Here is a 19,119-nt window from a genome sequence, read left to right as displayed (position 1 = left end):
TTAAGCACGGCAGAAGGAAAAATCGGCGTGCATTTCAGCCCGGCAGAGTCTACCGGCCCATCTTGTGCTTGCTCTCATTGATCGCCGCCCGGGATTCGCGGTCGGCCTCGCGGCGCTTCTCCGTCTCTCGCTTGTCCCAGTCCTGCTTGCCCTTGGCGACAGCCAGTTCGCACTTCACCCGGCCATTGCGGAAATAGAGGCGCACTGGGATGAGCGTATGTCCCTTGATCTGCGTCTTGATCTGTAGCTTGCGCACCTCTTCTTTGTGCATCAGCAATTTACGGGTCCGGAGTGCGTCGTGATTTGCGATATTTCCGTGGGAATAGGGGCCGATATGGACGTTGAGCAGAAACGCCTCTCCGTCCTTGATGAGGCCGTAAGCGTCCTTCAGGTTGGCCTGACCATCCCGGATGGACTTCACTTCAGTCCCGCGCAGGGATACGCCAGCCTCGATCTTTTCCACCAGAAAGTAGTTGAAACTCGCGCTGCGATTGAAAGCTGCGTCCCGCTGCCCGCTGGCGACCGGGTCGCGAGGCTTGGCGGCCTTCGCGGCCGGCTTGGCTGCGGGAACGATCACGTGGCTGGACTGGCGCGACATTCTGAGGAATTCCTGTTATACAACTCGTTGCCTCTTAATCCTAGCACTGGCTTGGATTTAACGCCTTGCCGAGCGGAGCTTTGCTAGAATGAGGCATCGCTGGAGTAGCGCGTTTACTAACCCGATTTTTTCGGCAACCTGCGTTCTGCAACGAGCCCTGGTTCTAGCCAGAGCCCAAGCCAGAGAAGGTCTCTGGGGTTCTATCGGGATTCATGGTTCTGGTCAGGTTGACGATGAGAAGCGGGGAACCGCAAGCCTTTTATGCGGTATAGTCCATAGGGACCAGCATGGAAAACGGATTTCGTTCCTGATCGACCCCCGCGAATCAGGTTCTGTGAAGTTGCATGGGAGTTTGATGAATCGCCTCGCTATTCCGCTCAAAGTTTGCAGAAACGTCATTGCTGTCGGGCTCAGTGTAGCCCTGGTCTGCAGCACTGTGCCCGGCCCGGTTTTCGCCAAGGAATCGGCAAAGAAGCTCTATGCAGCGGGCCAGGCAGCCGAGTCACGCGAGGACTACGACGCGGCGTATGAAGCATTTCGCAAAGCCTATGCGAAGGCCCCTAATGACCTGCGCATGCGCGCCGCTTACTATCGGCTTCGTCAGTCCGCTTCTTCGGTGCATGTCACCCAGGGCCGCAAGCTCTTCGAAAAGGGCGACGAGCAGGGTGCTCTCGCCGAGTTTCTGCGCTCTGCGGAGATCGATCCGGGAAATGAAGCAGCCATTCAAGAGGTCGCCAAGATTCGTGCCAAGCAGTCGGGCTTGCCGGTTCGCAGTGAAACCAGCCTGAGCGAGCCGGCTGCGGAGGAGATCGAAGACGCGGGAGCTCCGGCGCGGCTAAAACCAGTCTCCAATGAGCCGCTCACGCTTCACATGACCGAAGACAGCAAGGTTGTCTATCAGGCCGTGGGCAAGGCAGCCGGCATCAACGTGCTTTTCGATCCGGACTACAACGGCAAGCGCATTCAGGTGGACCTGACGAACGTTTCGCTCATGGATGCGCTGCGCATAGTGGGCACTCTCTCGAACACATTTTGGCGTCCCGTCACGGACAACACCATTTTTGTGGCCCAGAACAACCGCTCCAAGCACACGGAGCTCGACGAGCAGGCCGTTCAAACCTTTTACCTCTCGAACGCCTGGCAGCAGAACGATCTGAACGATGTCCAGACAGCGCTGCGGAACGTAATGGCCAACGCCAAGGTCTATGGCGTGCCCAGCCAGAACGCGATCGTGATGCGCGCCACTCCGGATGAACTGACGCTGGCGCAGAAGATCATCAGCGATCTGGACAAGGCGCGGCCCGAAGTCGTAGTCGATGTCGCAATCATGGAAGTGGACAAGGATAAGCTGCGCAACATTGGTCTGACATGGCCGGGCAGCATCAGCTTCGCATTGCAGCCGCCGACCTCCTCAACCTCCACTACTACCACCACAACCACAACGACCAATACCACGGGCGGCACAACCGCCGGGCTGACGTTGGATAACCTGGCCAATCTCAATGCAAACAGCTTCGGAATTACGGTCGGAGCGGCCACTGCTAACCTGCTCATGACCGATTCCAATAGCAGAATTCTGCAGAATCCGCGTATCCGCGCCACCGACGGGCAGAAGGCCACGATGAAGATCGGCGAGCGTATCCCGATAGCCACCGGCTCCTACCAGACCGGCGCCACCACAGCCATCACCAGTTCGCTCGTCAACACCCAGTTCCAGTACATCGACGTAGGCGTGAATATCGAGATGACTCCCACCGTCCATTTCGATCACGACGTCACCTTGAAGTTGAAGATCGAGGATAGCTCCGAGGCCAACAATGTGACGATCAGCGGCGTAACCGAGCCGATCATCGCACAAAAGACCTCGGAGCAGACGATACGGATGCGTGAGGGGGAAGCGACCATTCTGGGCGGCATTCTTCAAAAGCAGGATCTCATTAGCATTAGCGCCATTCCCGGCATAGGCGAGCTGCCACTTCTCAAGTACGTCTTCGGCTCCAAGCAGCACGAGGTCATCGACGATGAGATCGTCTTCGTGCTGATTCCGCACGTCGTCCGTGGCCAGGAGCTTTCGCCGCTCAATCTGCGGCGTATTGACACCGGCGCCGGCCAGACCATCGAGCTTCGACACCTCGACGATGGCGCGCCCAGGCCCGGACAGGCTCCTGGGGCCGGCGGCATCGCTTCCAATGCCGCAGCGCAACAAACCCCAGGTATGCGTCCGAGCCGTTCGGTGTCCAATGTCGCTCCGCTGAAGGGGCAGACAGCGGAAGCAGCAATTCCGTCGGCGCTGGCGCAGCTTCGCCAGCAGAATGCGTCGGATGTGCCCACATTGTCTGGCAGCTCCGCGCCAGCCAGGGCCGGAGCGGGCGCAACCATCGACCAAGCAATGCAAAAGGCGGCCACCTTGCCGCTGGCTCCCGGCGGTCCGCCCATGGCTGCGGGCAATCCAGCCACCCCTGTCAGTCCAACCGGCTCGGTCAGCTTTGTGATTACGCCGCCTGCAAGTCCTGCGGCTGGGACAAATTTTCAGGTCCCGGTGATGTTAAACGGCGGTAAGGATGTTGCTTCCGTTCCGCTTCAGATTCAATACGATGCATCCCAACTGACCCTCATCAATGTGGATAGTGGAGAGTTGCTGGGCAAGGACGGCCAGGCCGTGGCGCTGGTGCATCGCGATGACGGACCAGGGCTGATCACGATCGCTGCATCGCGACCGCCGGGAGCGGCGGGAATCAGCGGCTCCGGCTCGGTTTGTGTGCTGACATTCCAGGCCAAGCAGGCGGGACAGAGCGATCTGGTCATCACACGGCCAGGAGCGCTGGATTCGGCCCAACATCCAATTGCGACGAGCGCTCAGAACGCCCATATCGTCATTCACTAACAGAGGCTCATACAGAGAAGTGGTCTTAGCCAATGTTGAGGTTCTTCCAACGCGGTGCAGGGAAGTCAAGCCGGAGCGGCGAGAGGGGTCTGACGCTCGTCGAACTGATCGTGACCGTTGCGATTCTCGGGATTCTGGCTTCGGCGGCTGTGCCCATCGCCCGCTTCAAAGTGCAGCGGGATAAGGAACGCGAATTGCGCTACGATCTCTGGCAGATGCGGGACGCAATTGACCATTACAAGGATGCCGCAGACAAAGGCGCGTTCCAGACCAAGGTGGACAGCCAAAATTACCCGCCTGATCTCGAAGAGCTGGTCAAAGGCGTGGATATTCAGGGCAAGAAAGTAAAGTTCCTACGAAGAATTCCAGTCGATCCCATGACGGGCAAGGCGGAGTGGGGATTGCACTCCATGCAGGACGACCCGAAGAGCGACTCCTACGGCGGGCAGAGCGTTTTCGATGTCTACTCGAAATCAACCGGAACGGCACTCGACGGGACGAAATACTCGGATTGGTAAGGTATCGAGTGGTGAGGCAAAGGGCGATGCGCAGAAGAAAGGCAACGGAGTCCGGATTTACGCTGATCGAGCTGATGGTGGTGATGCTCATCATTGGCGTGCTGATGGCCATTGCTGTGCCCAACTACATCGCCGCGGTCAAGGCCGCTAAGGAAGCGGTGCTCAAGGAAGATTTGCACATCATGCGGAACGCCATCGATTCCTACACGATGGATAAGCAGAAGGCCCCGCAGTCGCTGCAGGATCTGGTGGACAACGGCTACCTGAAATCGATTCCTACGGACCCGATGACACGGGCTACCGACAGTTGGGTAGTGGATCAAAGTGACGCTCTGCATTCCATCGACCAGAGCGATCCTGGAATTGACGATGTGCACTCCGGCGACCAGGAAAATGGCAGCGACGGCCAGCCCTATTCAACCTGGTAAAAAGGGGTTTCGAGCCGAATCGCACAGGACCGTGCCTCCGAAGTGATAGCGCCTATAGACTTAGGGAAATGCCTCCGGATTCCTCTCACATCTCCAGACTGCCAGACCTGACACCGCCAGACTTGACACTGCCGACTTTGACCAGCGAGCAAAGCAAGGTCAAAGAAGTCTTTCGTCTCTACGCCATCCTTGCCTTCGCGTTCCCGCTGGAGGCGCAGTCCGGTATGGGCGGAAAACTCCTCTATGCGGGCCAACTCGGCAATCAGATCGGCGATCACTCGACTGGCCGCAACTTGCTGTACGCGGCAAACATCGCCGGTGCGGCTTCGCTCGGAGCGTCGGCTGATCCTGCCGCGCTACGTCAGGCAATGCGCGATGGCGTCATCGACTTCCTGGTGACCTCCCTCGACGAGGCGCTGCGTATCCTTAAGAATGAAATCCGCAAACGTCAGACGGTTTCGGTTGGAGTTGCTGTGGAACCTAGCCTGTTGGCAGAGCAGATGCTTGAACGGGGAGTTCTGCCCGATCTTCTTCCGTGGCCGTCCTGCGATGACGGAGCCGCCCTCGATCGTCCGCAGGCTGAGCGGTTTGTTGCCCAGGGATCAACGGAAATCGCGTTTCCGGAAACCGGAACTGATTCAGGCAAGTTTTCGGGCAACTTCGTTACCTGGTCGATCACTCCCTCAACCTCCGCGCCGCATAACGCCGCCCGTTGGCTGCCGCGCATCGACGCCTGCGCCCTGGCCGCATTGCCCGCCGAGGACGTGCTGCGCCGGCGATGGCTTCGGCTCGCGCCGCGCTACCTGGGAAGACGGATGCAGAAACAGCACGGTGTCGTTTTCACTGCCGAAGAAAAAGTCCGGTTTGAAGTGGAGGTTGAGCGGTTGGTCGCCATGCAAGGCGACGAGACGATGCAAGTGACGATCGCGGACGGAGGTTCCTGAGAGCCTTCAGAGCTTTTGGACAACGAGCATTGCGCGAGCAGCAGGTTTAACGTAAAAAGACCGGCGTTCTATGTAATAAGTTTGACGATTGATGCTGGAGATCAAGCACTCTACGTAAGAAATCCGTCGGCTTACATAGGCGGTCCCGCCTATGCGACGCCGATTTCCGCAGCGTCTTCGATCCTCTTCCAGAGATCTTTGAGCCCATACCCTGTCTTTGATGACAGGAAAATCAACTCATCTATGCCGAGGGCGCGCTTCAGAGTTGCGAGATTCCGGGTTCGTTCGTTGCCGCTTTGCTTATCGACCTTGGTGCCGACAACAGCAAAGTTGCGCCCTGCATGACGCAGCCACTCGATCAGTTGCAGATCGCTCTCCTGCGCCGGGATATTCGAATCCACCAGGCAGATGCACAGCTTAAGTTGTTCGCGCAGAGCAAGATAGGGCTCGATGAACGCGGGCCATCCCGCCGAGATCGATTTAGATATCTTAGCGTAGCCATAACCGGGAAGATCAGCGAAGACCAGCTTGTGGCGTCCTGCCGAGCCTTCTTCTCCAAGCGCGAAGAAGTTGATGGCGCGCGTTCGGCCCGGGGTCGACGAGACTTTGGCCGCCTTTTCGCCCACTAAAGCATTGAGCAGACTGGACTTGCCGACATTCGACCGTCCCAGGAAAGCAATCTCCGGGGTAGTCGAGGTGGGGAACTGGGCGGCATCCATCGCCGAGAGAAGGAATTGTGTCTGGTAGCGCATCGCGAACTGAGCATCTCCGGGAAGCCGGAGAGTGTCCAGTCAACCTGCTTCAGAATACAGGAGTTGCGGCAATTGCCGCGCATTGAAGCGAGAAGGCGCGCTGTTCATACCCGAGCCGGGGCTTCTTCGGCAGCGAAGGCTTTTCGTTCGATTCGTGGCAGCCGCAGGCCGAGCGTGATTGCCCGAAGCGCCATAAATGCCAGCATGGCGCACCACAAGCCGTGATTGCCAAAGCGCGAACTCAGCACCATGGCCAGGACCAGAAACCCGGCGAATGAAATCAACATACTGTCGCGCAACTCGGGAGCGCGGGTGGCGCCGATAAAGACGCCGTCCAGCAGAAAGCTCCAGACGGCGATGATGGGAAGGATGATTGCCCAGGGCAGGAATTGCGCGGCCAGCACGCGAACCGGCTCCTGGTTCGTGTAAACGGCGATGATCTGCTTTCCGAAGACAAGATATGCGAGGGAAATCAACACGGCGACAACGAAGGCTGAAGAGGATGAGGCCTTCAAAATGGCGCGATAATCCGCGCGTCGTCCTGCGCCGATGGCTTCGCCAACCAGGGCTTCCGTGGCATTGGCGAAGCCGTCCAGCGCGTAGGCTGCGATCATGTGAAAGTTCAAGAGGACGGCGTTGGCGGCCAAAATAGCGTCACCGGAACGCGCGCCGGTGCGAGTGAACCATACATAAGCGGCCACCAGACTTAAGGTACGCAGCAGGATGTCGCGGTTGAGGGCAAAAAGGTGACGCAGGCTGGGGCCGTGCATGATTTCGCTCCAGCGGTGATGCTTGGGGTGAACGCCGCTCGCAAACATGATGCCGAGGCCGAGCAGGCAGCCGGTCCACTCAGCGGTCAGAGTTGCCGTTGCGATTCCGGCGATACCCCAGTGCCAGCCTACGACCAACAGGAGCGCGACGGCGACGTTGACCAGGTTGATAGCTGCCTGAAGTAGCAATGCTGTTCGGGCGCGCTGGCGGCCCAGGAGGTAGCCGAGGATGGTGTAGTTGGCGAGTGACGCGGGGGCAGACCAGATGCGAATTGCGCAATAAATCTGGGCATTTTGGCGTACGTCGGGACTGGCTCCCAGCAGGTTGAGCGAGACCGAAATGAGCGGACTCTGGAACAGCAAAATCAAGGCTCCAATTGCGAGAGCCGTAAGAAAGGCGCGCCCGAAGTGATGCAGCAGTCGGTCTTCGTCTCCTGCGCCGTGGGATTGCGCGATGAGGCCCGTCGTCGCCATGCGGAGGAAGCCGAAGGTCCAGAAGATGGAGTTAAAAAAGATGCCGCCCACGGCAACTCCGCCTAGCGCGGCAGGTCCCGGTAGATGGCCGGAGAGGATGGTATCCACGGTGGAGAGCAGTGGCTGGGTCAGATTCGAGAGGATCAGGGGAATGGCGAGAAGGAAAACTCGCCGGTACCAGTAGGGCATTGGACCAATTCTACCGAGGACCCGGCTCTCCGCATACGGAATCGGCTCAGTCGTGTTCGGATGGGGTGCCTTCGGTGGAGTTATCGGTGCCGCCGGATGGTTTCATTGCGTAGTCATAGACCACTTTGTTCATGAAGACATCGGATCGCCAGAGGCCGGGTTGTGCGCTTTGTCCGTTGGCTCCGGTAACGGGAGCGAGTGGGGAGATCTGGCGGTCTACTCTGGGGTCGCTGGAAATAGTGCGGGTGTACTCGCTTCGGAAGTTGTGGCCGCAGGCTGAATAAATCGTCACGATAAAGGTCCATTTGCCATCGCCGTGCGCGATTCGCTCGTGTATCTCAACTTTTTTGTCCTGCATTTTGCGAAAGATGGTGCCGAAGGAGTCCAGGCCCAGTTCAACTCCGTCCAGTGTCTCGACGACGTGGCTGGAATTCATGGAGATTTGCACGAAATTCGAGGGATTCTGCGGGCCGAAGTCGCCGTCCGTCAGCCAGAAAGCCTCCTGCTTCCATGACCAGATGCCCTGGGCCTGCCGCTTGGTTTCGGGTCCGTAGGCGGTTCGGAACTGGTCGAGAGACGCGCCGGGAATTACTGTCGGCTCGACGAGTTCACCGGGGCTGACGATGAAGTCTTCCTTGCAGCCCTCGACATGCAGGCTGGTGGTCGCGGGCTGGCTTGGGGAGTTTGCGCTGTGTCCGGAGGCGGAGAGCGAGCGTGCGTTGTAGACGGCGCGGGGCCGGGTTATCCAGATGACGTACGCTCCGACGGCCGAGAGAAGAATCAGGCCGGCGATGATCCAGGCGCGGAAGTCAAGCATTTCGACGGTCTCGGAGACTTCGGAAATCAGGGAAACAATTCGATATCTATTATCTCCTCCGCCCTCGCCTTACTGGATCTGGTTTGGCAAAAGCGGAGGAGATGTTTCTTACTGCCTTACTGGCGCGCGGTCTGTCCGGTCGCCAATTCTCCGGGCGGAATGGCTGCCATGGCCGCCGCATCCGGCTCGACCAAGGCGGTGAGCGGAGATTGCAGCGCGATCTTCAGGACTTCATCCATCTGATCGACGAAGTGGAGCTTCATGGCGGACTTCAGAGCTTCCGGAAGATCGGGAATGTCCTTTTCGTTGGCCTTGGGCAGAATCACTTCGAAGACTCCTGCGCGCTGTGCTGCGAGCAGTTTTTCCTTGAGGCCGCCGATGGGCAGGACCTTGCCGCGCAGGGTGATTTCGCCTGTCATGGCGATATCGCGGCGAACCGGGATCTTGGCCAGGGCGCTGGCCAGGGCGGTGCCGATGGTGATGCCGGCGGATGGGCCGTCCTTGGGAATTGCGCCTTCTGGAACGTGCAGGTGAATGTCGAGATTGCGATAGAAGTCGCGTGGCAGGCCGAGCGCGTTGGATTTGCCGCGGATGTAGGAGAGCGCGGCCTGCGCCGACTCCTGCATGACGTCGCCGAGCTGGCCGGTGATGGTGAGCTTGCCTTTGCCGTCGAGCACCTGGACTTCGGTGGTGAGAATGCTGCCGCCGACTTCGGTCCAGGCGAGGCCGGTTACTAGGCCGACTTCGGGACTGTCGTGCACTTCGGAGTCGCGGAAGCGCGCTACGCCGAGGAACTCCGAAATGTTGGCCGCAGAGATTTCTTCCTTGTGCTTGAGGCCATTTTTGACGACGCGGCGGGCGACCTTGCGGCAGACGTTGCCGATTTCGCGCTCGAGGTTGCGGACGCCGGCTTCGCGGGTATAGTCGCGGATGATGGAAACGATGGCGTCGTCGTGGAAGGTCAGGTTCTGCTCGGTCAGGCCGGTGGCTTCGCGCTGCTTTTTGAGCAGGTAATTGCGGGCGATTTCGAGCTTTTCCATCTCGGTGTAGCCGTGCAGGCGCAGGATTTCCATGCGGTCCTGGAGCGGCGCGGGAATGGTGTGGAGGACGTTGGCCGTCGCCACAAAGAGGACTTCGGAGAGGTCGTAGTCGACGTCTAGGTAGTGGTCCTGGAAGGTGGTGTTCTGTTCCGGGTCGAGGACTTCGAGCAGGGCCGAGGCTGGGTCGCCGCGGAAATCGTTGGCCATCTTGTCTACTTCGTCGAGCAGGAAGACGGGGTTTTTGGTGCCGGCGCGCTTCATGGACTGGATGATCTGCCCGGGCAGCGCTCCGATGTAGGTGCGGCGATGGCCGCGAATCTCGGCTTCGTCGCGCACGCCGCCGAGGGAAAGCCGTACGAATTTGCGACCGGTGGCCTTGGCGATCGACATGCCGAGCGAGGTCTTGCCGACACCTGGAGGTCCGGCGAAACAGAGGATCGAGCCTTTGGGATTTTTGACGAGCTGGCGCACGGCGAGGAACTCGAGGATACGCTCTTTGATCTTTTCGAGGCCGTAGTGGTCTTCGTTGAGCACTTTTTCGGCCTTGTCGACGCTGCGAGTCTCCTTGGATTTCTTCTTCCACGGCACCGCGAGCAGCCAGTCGAGGTAATTGCGGCTCACGGTGGATTCGGCGGACATGGGTGGCATGGCTTCCAGCTTCGCCAGCTCCTGGTTGGCCTTTTCCATCACTTCCTTGGGCATGCCCGATGTTTCGATTTTCTTGCGCAGTTCGTCGAATTCGCTCTTTTCGCCGCGGCCAAGCTCTTTCTGGATGGCCTTGATCTTTTCGTTGAGGTAGTACTCTTTTTGGGCGCGCTCCATCTGGCGCTTGACGCGGGACTGGATGTTGCGGTCGAGGTCGAGCTTCTCGATTTCGACGTCGAGCACGTCGGCGATGCGGGCCAGGCGGGCGGCTGGATCGAAAATGCCGAGGAGTTCCTGCTTTTCTTCAATTCCGAGCTGCAGATTGGCGGCGATGACGTCGGAAAGCTTGGCCGGCTCATCCATGCGCACGCTCGCGATCATGGTTTCGTAGTTGAGCGATTGCTGAAGCTTGACGTAGCTCTCAAAGAGCGTGGTGACGCGCTGCATGAGCTGCTCAAGGCCGGGTGTCATCTCGAAGTTGCTCTTGCCCTTGCGCACGGTGGCGACGAAGAAGCCATCAGCGTCGGTGACATCGGTGGATTTGGCGCGCTCTACGCCTTCCACCAGCACCTTGATATTGCCGTCGGGCATTTTCACCGACTGGACAATGTTGCAGATGGTGCCGACCTGGTAGATTTCCTTCGCCTTGGGTTCGTCCACGCTGGCGTCGTGCTGCGTGGCCAGAAAGATCTTTCGGTCACCGTTCAATGCCTCTTCCAACGAACGGACGCTCGATTCGCGCCCCACAACGAAGGGAGTCACCATATACGGGAAGATCACCATGTCCCGAATGGGCATCATGGGCAGTTTGCGCGATTCGAGCTTTTCCCGCGGGGAATTAGTCATTCAAACCTCTTAGTAGATCGGATGCCAGAACTGGCGAACGGTCGCACGCCGAGTTTGCCAACACAAATCGATTGTACAGCGACCCGGGTTGTTGATCTTCTTGCGAAACGTTGGGAAACCCCGGAGCTTTCAGAAAAATCAAAAGAGGTTACCAGATTTGTGGCAACCTCTTTTGATTTTCAGATTCAGCAGCTTCAACAAAAGCTAGCTTAGTGATAAGTGGATCAGCCGGCTTTTTCCAGCAGCGACAGCGAAAGATCCCTGCGCTCGACCATATCCTTGGTGATTTCGAGGTCTCGCACACGCTTGTTGCTGGGAAGGTGATACATCAGGTCGAGCATCAATTCTTCCAGGATCATGCGCAGGCCGCGCGCTCCCACCTTGCGGTGCAAAGCTTCGCGAGCTACGGCGCTGGTGGCCTCAGGTGTGAAGTGCAGATGGACGTTTTCGTACTCGAAGAGCCGCTGGTACTGCTTGAGGATTGCGTTACGCGGCTTGGTGAGAATCTCCACCAGCGCGGACTCGTCCAACTCATCGAGCACGCCCATGACTGGCAGGCGGCCGACGAACTCGGGAATGAGGCCGAATTTGATGAGGTCCTGTGGTTCAGTCTGGCGCAGCAACTCGGTATCGCGCTGGGAGCGGATGGCGAATGCAGCTTCGGTCTCGGCGTCAGTGGTGACTTTGAAGCCGAGAGCCTTCTTGCCGACGCGGCGTCCGATGATGCGTTCAATGCCGACGAACGCGCCGCCGCAGATGAAAAGAATGTTGGTGGTATCAACAGCGGTAAATTCCTGGTGGGGATGCTTACGGCCTCCCTGCGGGGGAACGTTGGCTACCGTGCCTTCAAGAATCTTCAGCAGAGCCTGCTGGACGCCTTCGCCGGAGACATCGCGGGTGATCGAGGGGTTTTCGTCTTTGCGGCCGATCTTGTCGATTTCGTCGATGTAAATGATGCCGGTCTGGGCGCGGGCCACATCCCCGTCAGCGGCCTGGAGCAGCTTCAGGATAATGTTTTCAACGTCCTCGCCGACATAGCCAGCCTCGGTGAGGGTGGTGGCGTCGACGATGGCGAAGGGAACATCGAGCATCTTGGCCAGGGTGTGCGCCAGGAGGGTCTTGCCCGAGCCGGTCGGCCCGATCAGCAGGATGTTGGATTTAGAAAGCTCGATTTCGTTGTTGCGGGCGTGATTCATTTGAATCCGCTTGTAGTGGTTGTAGACAGCGACGGCGAGTTTCTTCTTGGTTTGATCCTGCCCGATGACGTATTCGTCGAGAAAGGTCTTCACATCCTGCGGCTTGGGCAGGTGTGCCGGAGAGGTAGTCGGATGAGCTTCGCCACGGTCATCCTCGAGGATCGAATTGCAGACGCCTACGCACTCGTCGCAGATATAGGCGCGCGGATAGTCACTCGGTGATGAGATCAGCTTGGCCACGGCGTCCTGCGACTTATGGCAGAACGAGCAGCGCAGTGTATCTTCGGGTCCCGTGCGCGTTTTCATTGGACTACTACCTCCAGAGCGAGTCTTTCTAAAGCTTCAAGTGCGGGGCCGGTCGATGATTTCGTCAATGATGCCATATTCTTTGGCCTGATGCGCGGTCATGATGAAATCGCGCTCAACATCGCGTTCGATCCGGTCGAGGCTTTGGCCGGTGTGCTTGGCCATCAGCGTGTTGGTGATTTCGCGAATGCGGAGAATCTCGCGGGCATGAATGTCGATGTCCGTGGCCTGACCGCTCAACCCGCCCATCGAGGGCTGGTGAATAAGGATACGCGAGTTAGGCAAGGCAAACCGCTTGCCCTTGGTTCCCGCCAGAAGCAGGAAAGCGCCCATGCTGGCAGCCTGGCCGATGCAATAAGTCACGACGTTATTGCGGATAAATTGCATCGTGTCATAGATGGCAAGACCGGCTGTGATGGAGCCGCCGGGAGAGTTGATGTAGAGCTGGATGTCTTTTTCTGGGTCTTCGCCGGAGAGAAACAGCATTTGCGCAACGATAAGGTTGGCAATCTGATCGTCAATCGGTGTTCCTAGAAAGATGATGTTATCGCGGAGCAGACGGGAGTATATGTCGTAGGCGCGCTCGCCTCGGCTCGTCTGCTCGACCACCATGGGGACTAATGCCATTGCGCTATTCTCTCACTTTTTGCGCCGGGGCGCGGTGCTACCCCGCTCAAGATTATCTTTCCCGGCTAATTATTCAGTAACTTGCCGGTTCTTTCAAAAAGCCCCGCCCATATTTCCCGGGGGAGGAAGAAATCCCGCAGAACTAAGCTGCGGGAAGCCGGTTGTACAGCAGACTTGCTGTTTTTTCGCGCCGCAATTGTTCCCGGATTCTAGCGAGGCCACCATCTTCCGTCAAACGGGCACGAAGCGTCTCGACCGGCTCGCGCGATTGCAATGCGGCCATGTAGATCTCGTGATCGACCTCCTCGTCGGTCACAGCTATATCTTCTGTATCGGCGATTCGGTCGAGAATTAGCGAAGTCTTGACTTCGTTGACCGCAGAATCCCGCTGTGCGGCACGAAGGCGGGTAAAGTCCAGCTTGCGCATCATCTCCGTGTCCATACCTTGAGAGGCAAGGGCGCGCAGACCGCGGTCGAGGCGGGCATCCACCTGCTGCTGGACCAGGGATTCCGGTACGGGGAAGGCGAACTTCTCATTCAGCGCCGCGAAGAGAGCTTCGCGGACTTCCTGCTCGGAGCGGCGTTGCTTGGCGGCCAGCAAGTGTTCGCGGATACGCGTTTCGAGGGCGGCCAGGTTCTCGTAATCGCCCAGTTCGGTGGCGAACTCGTCGTTCAGTTCGGGAAGATTCCGCTTTTTGATCGCCTTGACTTCGACGGTGTAGGCGACGGTCTTGCCGGCAAGGTTGTTTTCGGTGTATTCGGCGGGGTAGGTCACTTCGACCTGCAACTCCTGGCCTACCTTGGAGCCGCGCAGCGCTTCGGTGAACGCCGTCAGCGTCTCTGCGCCTCCGATTTCGACCAGAGCATCCTGACCTGCCAGCGGCGGAGCGGTTTCGCCTTCGCCCACCTGCACCTGACCGTTGTAGCTGATCTGGGCCCAGTCTCCATCGACCAGAGGACGGTCCTCTTCAACCGGTTCGACCGTGGCGCGGGATTCGCGGAGCTGCTTCAGTTCCTGCTGGAATTCTTCTTCGGTGGCTTCGACGGTTGGTTTGGGAACGGTCACGTCCTGGTAGCCATCGAGAGAGAATGCGGGAACAACCTCAAAGACCGCAGTTCCGTCCAGGGCTTTGCCCTCTTCGAGGGTCAGGCCGGTCAACTGGGGCTGCGAAACTGGAACGATTCCGGCGGCTGCGATGGCGGCCTGGAAGCGTTCAGGCAGCAGGGACTCGACGACGTCCTTCTTGATCTGTTCGGCGAAACGGCGGCGCACGACGCTTTCCGGCACTTTTCCAGCGCGGAAGCCGGGAATCCTGGCGTGTCTCTTATACTCCTTCAACACGCGGGCAAAGGCTTTGTCCACTTCTTCGACGGGGGCTTCGATCTTGACTTCGCGGACACATTCAGGGTTCAGGACCGGGCCGTGGGTGTGTCCGTCGTGGCTGTGATCATGACCGTCGTGATCGTGGTGGGTGTGCTCGGTGTTTTCGCCTTCCGGGGACAGGAGGGAGGTTTCGGCGACGGATTGGGGGGTATTTTCGATTGTCTCTGCGGAGCTCAAAATTTTGCCTTCCAGATACTTGGGCCTCATTGCCTGCTGGGAACTGCCGGACGAAACAGCATTCAATCAGTCAGGTGCGAATCCTGACGACTGTTGCATGTCCGCGAAACGACGGCTGCGGGCAGAGGGCGTTCTAGATAATGGTAAGAGGGTTCGCCGGGACGGTCAAACCGGCGACCGGAGAATTGGCCCGGTCAGCGTAAATAGCCTATTCTTCCTCGGGCAGCGCAGGGCGGACGTAGCGGACGAAGCGTGGATGGGCAGCTCCGCAAAGCTTGTAGTTTTGGCGGGCTTCGCTCAGGCTCAACTCGCCGTTTACGGTGGACCGGACCTCAGAAGCGTCGTCGGAATCCTGGCCGTCGTCCTCCCACCAGCAAACCGGGCAAAGTTCCATGGAGTCAGGCAACGAAAGCGTACGCGCGCCACAGCAAAGACAGCGAAATGTAGCGGTAATCATCCTGCATAGAAAAGACGCAAAAACTCAGGACAGGACGACAGGAGGCTGCTCCGGTCTCGACGGGGGATTCGTCAAGGCCGGAGTGCACCGAGAAACTGGCCGGAATTCTCTTCGACGCAGTATTTTCTACGGTACGAAGACCTTCAGGCGAACATGCCATTGCGTGCTTTTGCCGGGAGCCAGGGTCACCATGCCGGTGTCCATGTTTCCCCACTCCTTGCCAAAAGGATCGCCGAAGTTGAACTGGTGTTCCACGGCGACAAAGTTTTTGGTTGGCGGTGCGTAGACTTGAATCGTCTTGATATTTGGTGTCAACCCTTCAATCTTGACCCCGTAATGGGCTGCCGGGTCGGTGATGGTGACCACGACCGGGCCGCCATTGTTTTCCAGATGGCTGAAGTTGTCGTCGAGGAACTGACCGCCGAGCGCCTTTCCGCCAGCAGCCTGGAAGTCATAGGCTGTTCCGGCGACCGGGACGATTTTGCCGGTGGGAAATACATTGTCGTAATTGTCGACGGCGGCCATGGCGCTGGCCGGGATCTGAATGTGGACCTGTTTGCGGTCGTTGCTGGGCAGGTTGAAGTACGGATGCCACGCGATGGCCACCGGTTCGGATTCGCTGCCGACGTTGTGGGCGACGATCGAGGCGTCGACACCGTCGGCGGTGAGAGTGACCTTGATAACCAGATCGCTCTTCGAGAGCCAGTGTCCGTTGAAATCGCCTCCATGAATGACGCCGGAGACGCTGCCGCCGTCCGCTGTCTGATTTACCTTGAGGTCTTCGACTTTGGTCTTCAGGATCAGGCCATGCATGGCGTGGCGCTCGGCTCCGGGCAGGGTGCCGCTGCTGTTGGCCGGCAAGGTGAGCGTGTGGCCGTGCCACTCTGTGGTGATCGTCTTGCCGTCTGCTGAGAGCTTGCCGCGAATGCGATTGGGATAGGGGAACAGGAATGCCGCACCGAGGCGGTAGGAGAGGTCGCCGTTGGGCGTGTCTTTGTCGTTCAAGATTGCGGCGGCCTGGTCGAGATCGCCGAGGGGTGCGGCCAGCACGTTCACTTCGCCCTTGCCGGGGAAGTAGGCGGTAATCTGCTGAACGAGAAGACCACGGCCAGGCAGAAGGGTGACGGAAGTGAATTCCGGCTTGGTTGCGCCCGGCGTGGGCTTGCGGGTGATGGTGACGGCAGCCATGCCGTTGACTTCGGGGAGTTTTGCCTGTTGGGCTTGCATGGTCATCTCTGAAATGCCTGGAGCAAATATACCGGCGAGGAGGGCGAGGCCGGTTACAAAAACCGATCGGGTTGCTGGGCGAGTCGCTTGCTTCATGTTTTTGGTCCCCTGTACTGTTCGAATTCGCGCATTCTGGCGTGGGCGGATGGAAATCTCCCTGGGCAGCAAGGAATAGCTGGGAGTTGCTGGGAAAGGTTTTCTCAAAACGGAGCCATTTTACGACAGATCACGGCGATTGCGCTTTCTGGGATTGGCAGGCTACCAAAATGGACGAATTCCCGGCGCTGCGAGTCTTGAAATCCTGAATCACCAGATAGTTGTGGAAGCTGTCCGAGGTTGCGTGGGTATTGCGGGGTGTCCACATCGGAGCTTGATAACGAGCAATGAGAGCTAGGCAATCGACCAAAAACAGCCCAAACAGGATGATTCCTATTCTGCCGCCTTCTCCCCAATCCCTTTGCCGCCGGCTTCCGGGTCCTTGTCCGGATCGGTGTCCATCGTATCGGCAGGATGGATGGAGCCGAAGGAATCGTTCACCTCTTCGTCAGGCTCATCCTCGGCGACACCACGAACGTGCGGAGTAGCGAACCCGGTGGTCGGCGGCTTCTTTCCGCCCTTGAAACGAATATGGTTCTCCATTGGCTGATCCTCCTGAAGAATTAAGATGCAGACGGAACGGGTCGCGCCGTCCCGCCAACAAATCGGCACCAACCTCCCCCTCTATCTAGTCATTTCTTCGCTTTTCCGGGCCGGAAACTACAATGTGCAGATGTCTTCCGCTGCCAATCTTGAAGTTCTGAATGCCCAGATCGTCGCCTGCGAAAGTTGTCCGCGATTGCGTGAGTACTGCACGGAGATTGCCCGGGTTCGCCGCCGGCAATGGCGCGATTGGAGCTACTGGGGCCGTCCGGTGCCGTCCTTTGGCGATCCGGAGGCGCGGGTGCTGGTGCTGGGTCTTGCTCCGGGCGCGCACGGCTCCAATCGAACGGGAAGGCCGTTTACCGGCGACGGTTCAGGAGATTTCATGTTTCCGGTGCTGTATGAGACTGGCTTTGCCTCCCAACCGAATGCCTATAGCCGCGAGGATGGGCTCAGGCTGAAGGATATGTGGATTACTGCGGCTGTCCGCTGCGCTCCGCCGGATAACAAGCCTACGCCGGAGGAGCAGCGCAATTGCGCTCACTGGCTGGATGAGGAGATCGCGCTGCTGACTCGCTTGCGAGTGGTCGTCTGCCTGGGCAAGATCGGTTTCGATGCCTTCGTTGCGCATCTCATCCGAACCAGCGCGCTTGCGTCGCGCAAGGGAATTGAGTTCAGCCACGGGGCTGAGTACAAGCTCCCCAACGGTGTGCATCTGCTCGCGACGTATCATCCTTCGTTGCAGAACACCAATACCGGCAAGCTCACAGCGCCGATGTTTTTCAAGATATTTGCCCGCGCGCGGGAGCTGGCGGGGATCAAAACGTAGCCCGTGAGCCGGTGTGCAGGAGGCTCATTGGAAGCGTGCTAGTATCGCTTGCATGTCCACGTTCAAGGTCCGACGCGCATTCTCTTTTTTTGCGTTTTTGTTTGCGCTTTTTGGCGGCTTAACGGCGCTGGCCAATGCCCAGGCTGCTCCGGAAAAGACCATCGTTCTACACGCGGCTCATCTGCTCGATGTCGAACATGGCTCGCTGATCACTCCGGGGGAAGTTCTGGTTCGCGGCAACAAGGTTGCAGAAGCTGGGGCGTCGGTGTCTCATCCGGCGGGCGCGGAGGTGCTCGATCTGGGCGACACGACGCTGATGCCTGGTTTGATCGATGCGCACGTACATCTCTTCCTCCATCCTGGCGCAGAAGACCTGCAAACGGTGGAGGAATCTGTTCCGGAGCGGACAATTCTGGCGGAACTGGCGGCGCGCGATGATCTGATGGCCGGCTTTACGGCTGAGCGCGATATGGGCACCGAGGGCGCTGGGTCTGCCGATACCGCTGTGCGCAATGCCATCAATGCAGGTCTCATTCCGGGGCCGCGGATGCGCGTCAGCGGCAATGCGATCGACATTCTCGGCGGCCATGAGGATGCGAATCACTTCAATCCTGCGGAGCATGTCTCCTCGAACGCCGACTACGCGAACAATGCCACGCAACTGGTGGCGGTGATTCGCGAGCAGCACAAGGAGGGGTCGGATTTTGCCAAGATTTACGAGACCGGAACGGATCGGCTGAGTGAGGGAAAGTTCACCACGCCGTATCAGTACACGCAGCCGAACTGGAGGCTGCGGTTGCCGAGACGGCTCGCCTGGGGACGCGCGTAGGTGTGCATTGCACGGGCGAGCCGGGCGCGTTGTATGCGGCCAGAGCCGGTGTCGCGTCGATCGATCATGCGTTTTATCTGAGCGACGAGACGATGCGCATGATGAAGGAGAAGCAGATCTACGCGGTGCCTACGTTTACGATCAGCGAATACTTTCAGCAGCATGGTGCGGGTGGTCCAGCGGAGTGGGCTGAGGGGTCGCTGCAGAAGTTTCATGCGGAGCAGTTCAAACGGCAGATGGCTGCGGGCGTGCCGTTTGCTGTGGGTTCGGATGTGGGGCCGTTTCCACATGGCACGCAGGCTCGCGAGTTGGAGCTGATGGTGCAGGATGGGATGCCCGCTGCCGATGTGCTGAAGGCCGACCTGATCAACGGCGCGCGGCTGCTCGACTGGGAGGGCCAGATTGGCCAGCTCAAGGCAGGATTTTTTGCGGACGTGATCGCGGTGCCGGGGAATCCGCTGGAGAATATCTCAGTGCTCAAATCGGTCCGGTTTGTGATGAAGGACGGCGTTGTTTATCGAAGATAGGGTTTCTGCGAGTTCT

At 58.7% G+C, this 19,119-nt stretch carries 17 protein-coding genes and 1 pseudogene; 7 read left to right on the top strand and 11 right to left on the bottom strand.

The window, feature by feature from the left end:
• Positions 1 to 49: 49 nt before the first annotated feature.
• The gene (gene smpB, locus OHL23_RS15345; protein WP_263352787.1) at positions 50 to 598 is read right to left on the bottom strand and encodes an SsrA-binding protein SmpB; all 549 of its coding nucleotides are present in this window, start codon (positions 596 to 598) and stop codon (positions 50 to 52) included.
• A 355-nt stretch (positions 599 to 953) separates the two neighbouring features.
• Here smpB and OHL23_RS15340 point away from each other — a divergent pair, with 355 nt between their 5' ends.
• The 4 genes from OHL23_RS15340 to OHL23_RS15325 all read left to right on the top strand — a co-directional run bounded on the left by OHL23_RS15340 (position 954) and on the right by OHL23_RS15325 (position 5,372).
• Entirely contained in the window at positions 954 to 3,482 is a 2,529-nt protein-coding gene (locus OHL23_RS15340; protein ID WP_263352786.1) for a cohesin domain-containing protein, read from the top strand.
• 32 nt (positions 3,483 to 3,514) lie between these two features.
• Positions 3,515 to 4,000 carry a type II secretion system protein gene (locus OHL23_RS15335; RefSeq protein ID WP_263352785.1) on the top strand — a complete coding sequence of 162 codons (486 nt, stop codon included), beginning with the start codon at positions 3,515 to 3,517 and terminating at the stop codon, positions 3,998 to 4,000.
• A gap of 26 nt (positions 4,001 to 4,026) precedes the next feature.
• Positions 4,027 to 4,428: a type II secretion system protein gene (locus OHL23_RS15330; protein WP_263352784.1), complete on the top strand. Its 402-nt coding sequence runs from the start codon at positions 4,027 to 4,029 to the stop codon at positions 4,426 to 4,428.
• Positions 4,429 to 4,496: 68 nt separating this feature from the next.
• Complete coding sequence (locus OHL23_RS15325; protein WP_263352783.1) at positions 4,497 to 5,372, top strand: hypothetical protein; 876 nt, start codon at positions 4,497 to 4,499, stop codon at positions 5,370 to 5,372.
• Positions 5,373 to 5,521: 149 nt separating this feature from the next.
• On the opposite strand, the gene yihA is transcribed toward OHL23_RS15325, so the two are convergent.
• From yihA to lon, 4 genes are all read right to left on the bottom strand, one after another.
• Positions 5,522 to 6,124, bottom strand: a complete 603-nt coding sequence (yihA, locus tag OHL23_RS15320) for a ribosome biogenesis GTP-binding protein YihA/YsxC (protein WP_263352782.1) — start codon at positions 6,122 to 6,124, stop codon at positions 5,522 to 5,524.
• 104 nt (positions 6,125 to 6,228) lie between these two features.
• Complete coding sequence (locus OHL23_RS15315; RefSeq protein ID WP_263352781.1) at positions 6,229 to 7,557, bottom strand: MATE family efflux transporter; 1,329 nt, start codon at positions 7,555 to 7,557, stop codon at positions 6,229 to 6,231.
• A 46-nt stretch (positions 7,558 to 7,603) separates the two neighbouring features.
• Positions 7,604 to 8,374 carry a hypothetical protein gene (locus OHL23_RS15310; protein ID WP_263352780.1) on the bottom strand — a complete coding sequence of 257 codons (771 nt, stop codon included), beginning with the start codon at positions 8,372 to 8,374 and terminating at the stop codon, positions 7,604 to 7,606.
• 116 nt (positions 8,375 to 8,490) lie between these two features.
• Complete coding sequence (gene lon / locus OHL23_RS15305) at positions 8,491 to 10,905, bottom strand: endopeptidase La (protein ID WP_263352779.1); 2,415 nt, start codon at positions 10,903 to 10,905, stop codon at positions 8,491 to 8,493.
• A 21-nt stretch (positions 10,906 to 10,926) separates the two neighbouring features.
• Between lon and OHL23_RS15300 the strand changes: the two genes are divergently transcribed.
• On the top strand, positions 10,927 to 11,118 hold the full coding sequence (locus OHL23_RS15300; RefSeq protein WP_263352778.1) for a hypothetical protein: 192 nt from the start codon (positions 10,927 to 10,929) through the stop codon (positions 11,116 to 11,118).
• 11 nt (positions 11,119 to 11,129) lie between these two features.
• On the opposite strand, the gene clpX is transcribed toward OHL23_RS15300, so the two are convergent.
• The 6 genes from clpX to OHL23_RS15270 form a co-directional block, all read right to left on the bottom strand.
• Positions 11,130 to 12,407 carry an ATP-dependent Clp protease ATP-binding subunit ClpX gene (gene clpX / locus OHL23_RS15295; protein WP_263352777.1) on the bottom strand — a complete coding sequence of 426 codons (1,278 nt, stop codon included), beginning with the start codon at positions 12,405 to 12,407 and terminating at the stop codon, positions 11,130 to 11,132.
• Positions 12,408 to 12,443: 36 nt separating this feature from the next.
• Complete coding sequence (gene clpP / locus OHL23_RS15290) at positions 12,444 to 13,034, bottom strand: ATP-dependent Clp endopeptidase proteolytic subunit ClpP (RefSeq protein ID WP_263352776.1); 591 nt, start codon at positions 13,032 to 13,034, stop codon at positions 12,444 to 12,446.
• 142 nt (positions 13,035 to 13,176) lie between these two features.
• Entirely contained in the window at positions 13,177 to 14,595 is a 1,419-nt protein-coding gene (gene tig / locus OHL23_RS15285; protein WP_263352775.1) for a trigger factor, read from the bottom strand.
• Between the two features lie 208 nt (positions 14,596 to 14,803).
• Positions 14,804 to 15,052 carry a CPCC family cysteine-rich protein gene (locus tag OHL23_RS15280; protein WP_263352774.1) on the bottom strand — a complete coding sequence of 83 codons (249 nt, stop codon included), beginning with the start codon at positions 15,050 to 15,052 and terminating at the stop codon, positions 14,804 to 14,806.
• Positions 15,053 to 15,178: 126 nt separating this feature from the next.
• On the bottom strand, positions 15,179 to 16,375 hold the full coding sequence (locus OHL23_RS15275) for an aldose 1-epimerase (RefSeq protein ID WP_263352773.1): 1,197 nt from the start codon (positions 16,373 to 16,375) through the stop codon (positions 15,179 to 15,181).
• A 333-nt stretch (positions 16,376 to 16,708) separates the two neighbouring features.
• Positions 16,709 to 16,918 carry a hypothetical protein gene (locus OHL23_RS15270; RefSeq protein WP_263352772.1) on the bottom strand — a complete coding sequence of 70 codons (210 nt, stop codon included), beginning with the start codon at positions 16,916 to 16,918 and terminating at the stop codon, positions 16,709 to 16,711.
• A 25-nt stretch (positions 16,919 to 16,943) separates the two neighbouring features.
• On the opposite strand from OHL23_RS15270, the gene OHL23_RS15265 reads away from it, so the two are divergent.
• Positions 16,944 to 17,747 (top strand): uracil-DNA glycosylase, encoded by an 804-nt coding sequence (locus tag OHL23_RS15265; protein WP_317891691.1) that lies wholly within the window; start codon positions 16,944 to 16,946, stop codon positions 17,745 to 17,747.
• A 52-nt stretch (positions 17,748 to 17,799) separates the two neighbouring features.
• A pseudogene (locus OHL23_RS28875) lies at positions 17,800 to 19,103 on the top strand (amidohydrolase family protein).
• Positions 19,104 to 19,119 lie beyond the last annotated feature (16 nt).

It is taken from the genome of Acidicapsa acidisoli, from assembly GCF_025685625.1.
GTDB lineage: Bacteria > Acidobacteriota > Terriglobia > Terriglobales > Acidobacteriaceae > Acidicapsa > Acidicapsa acidisoli.
Note: the sequence above shows the minus strand (reverse complement) of the source record. Positions and strands in the feature narration are given on the sequence as shown.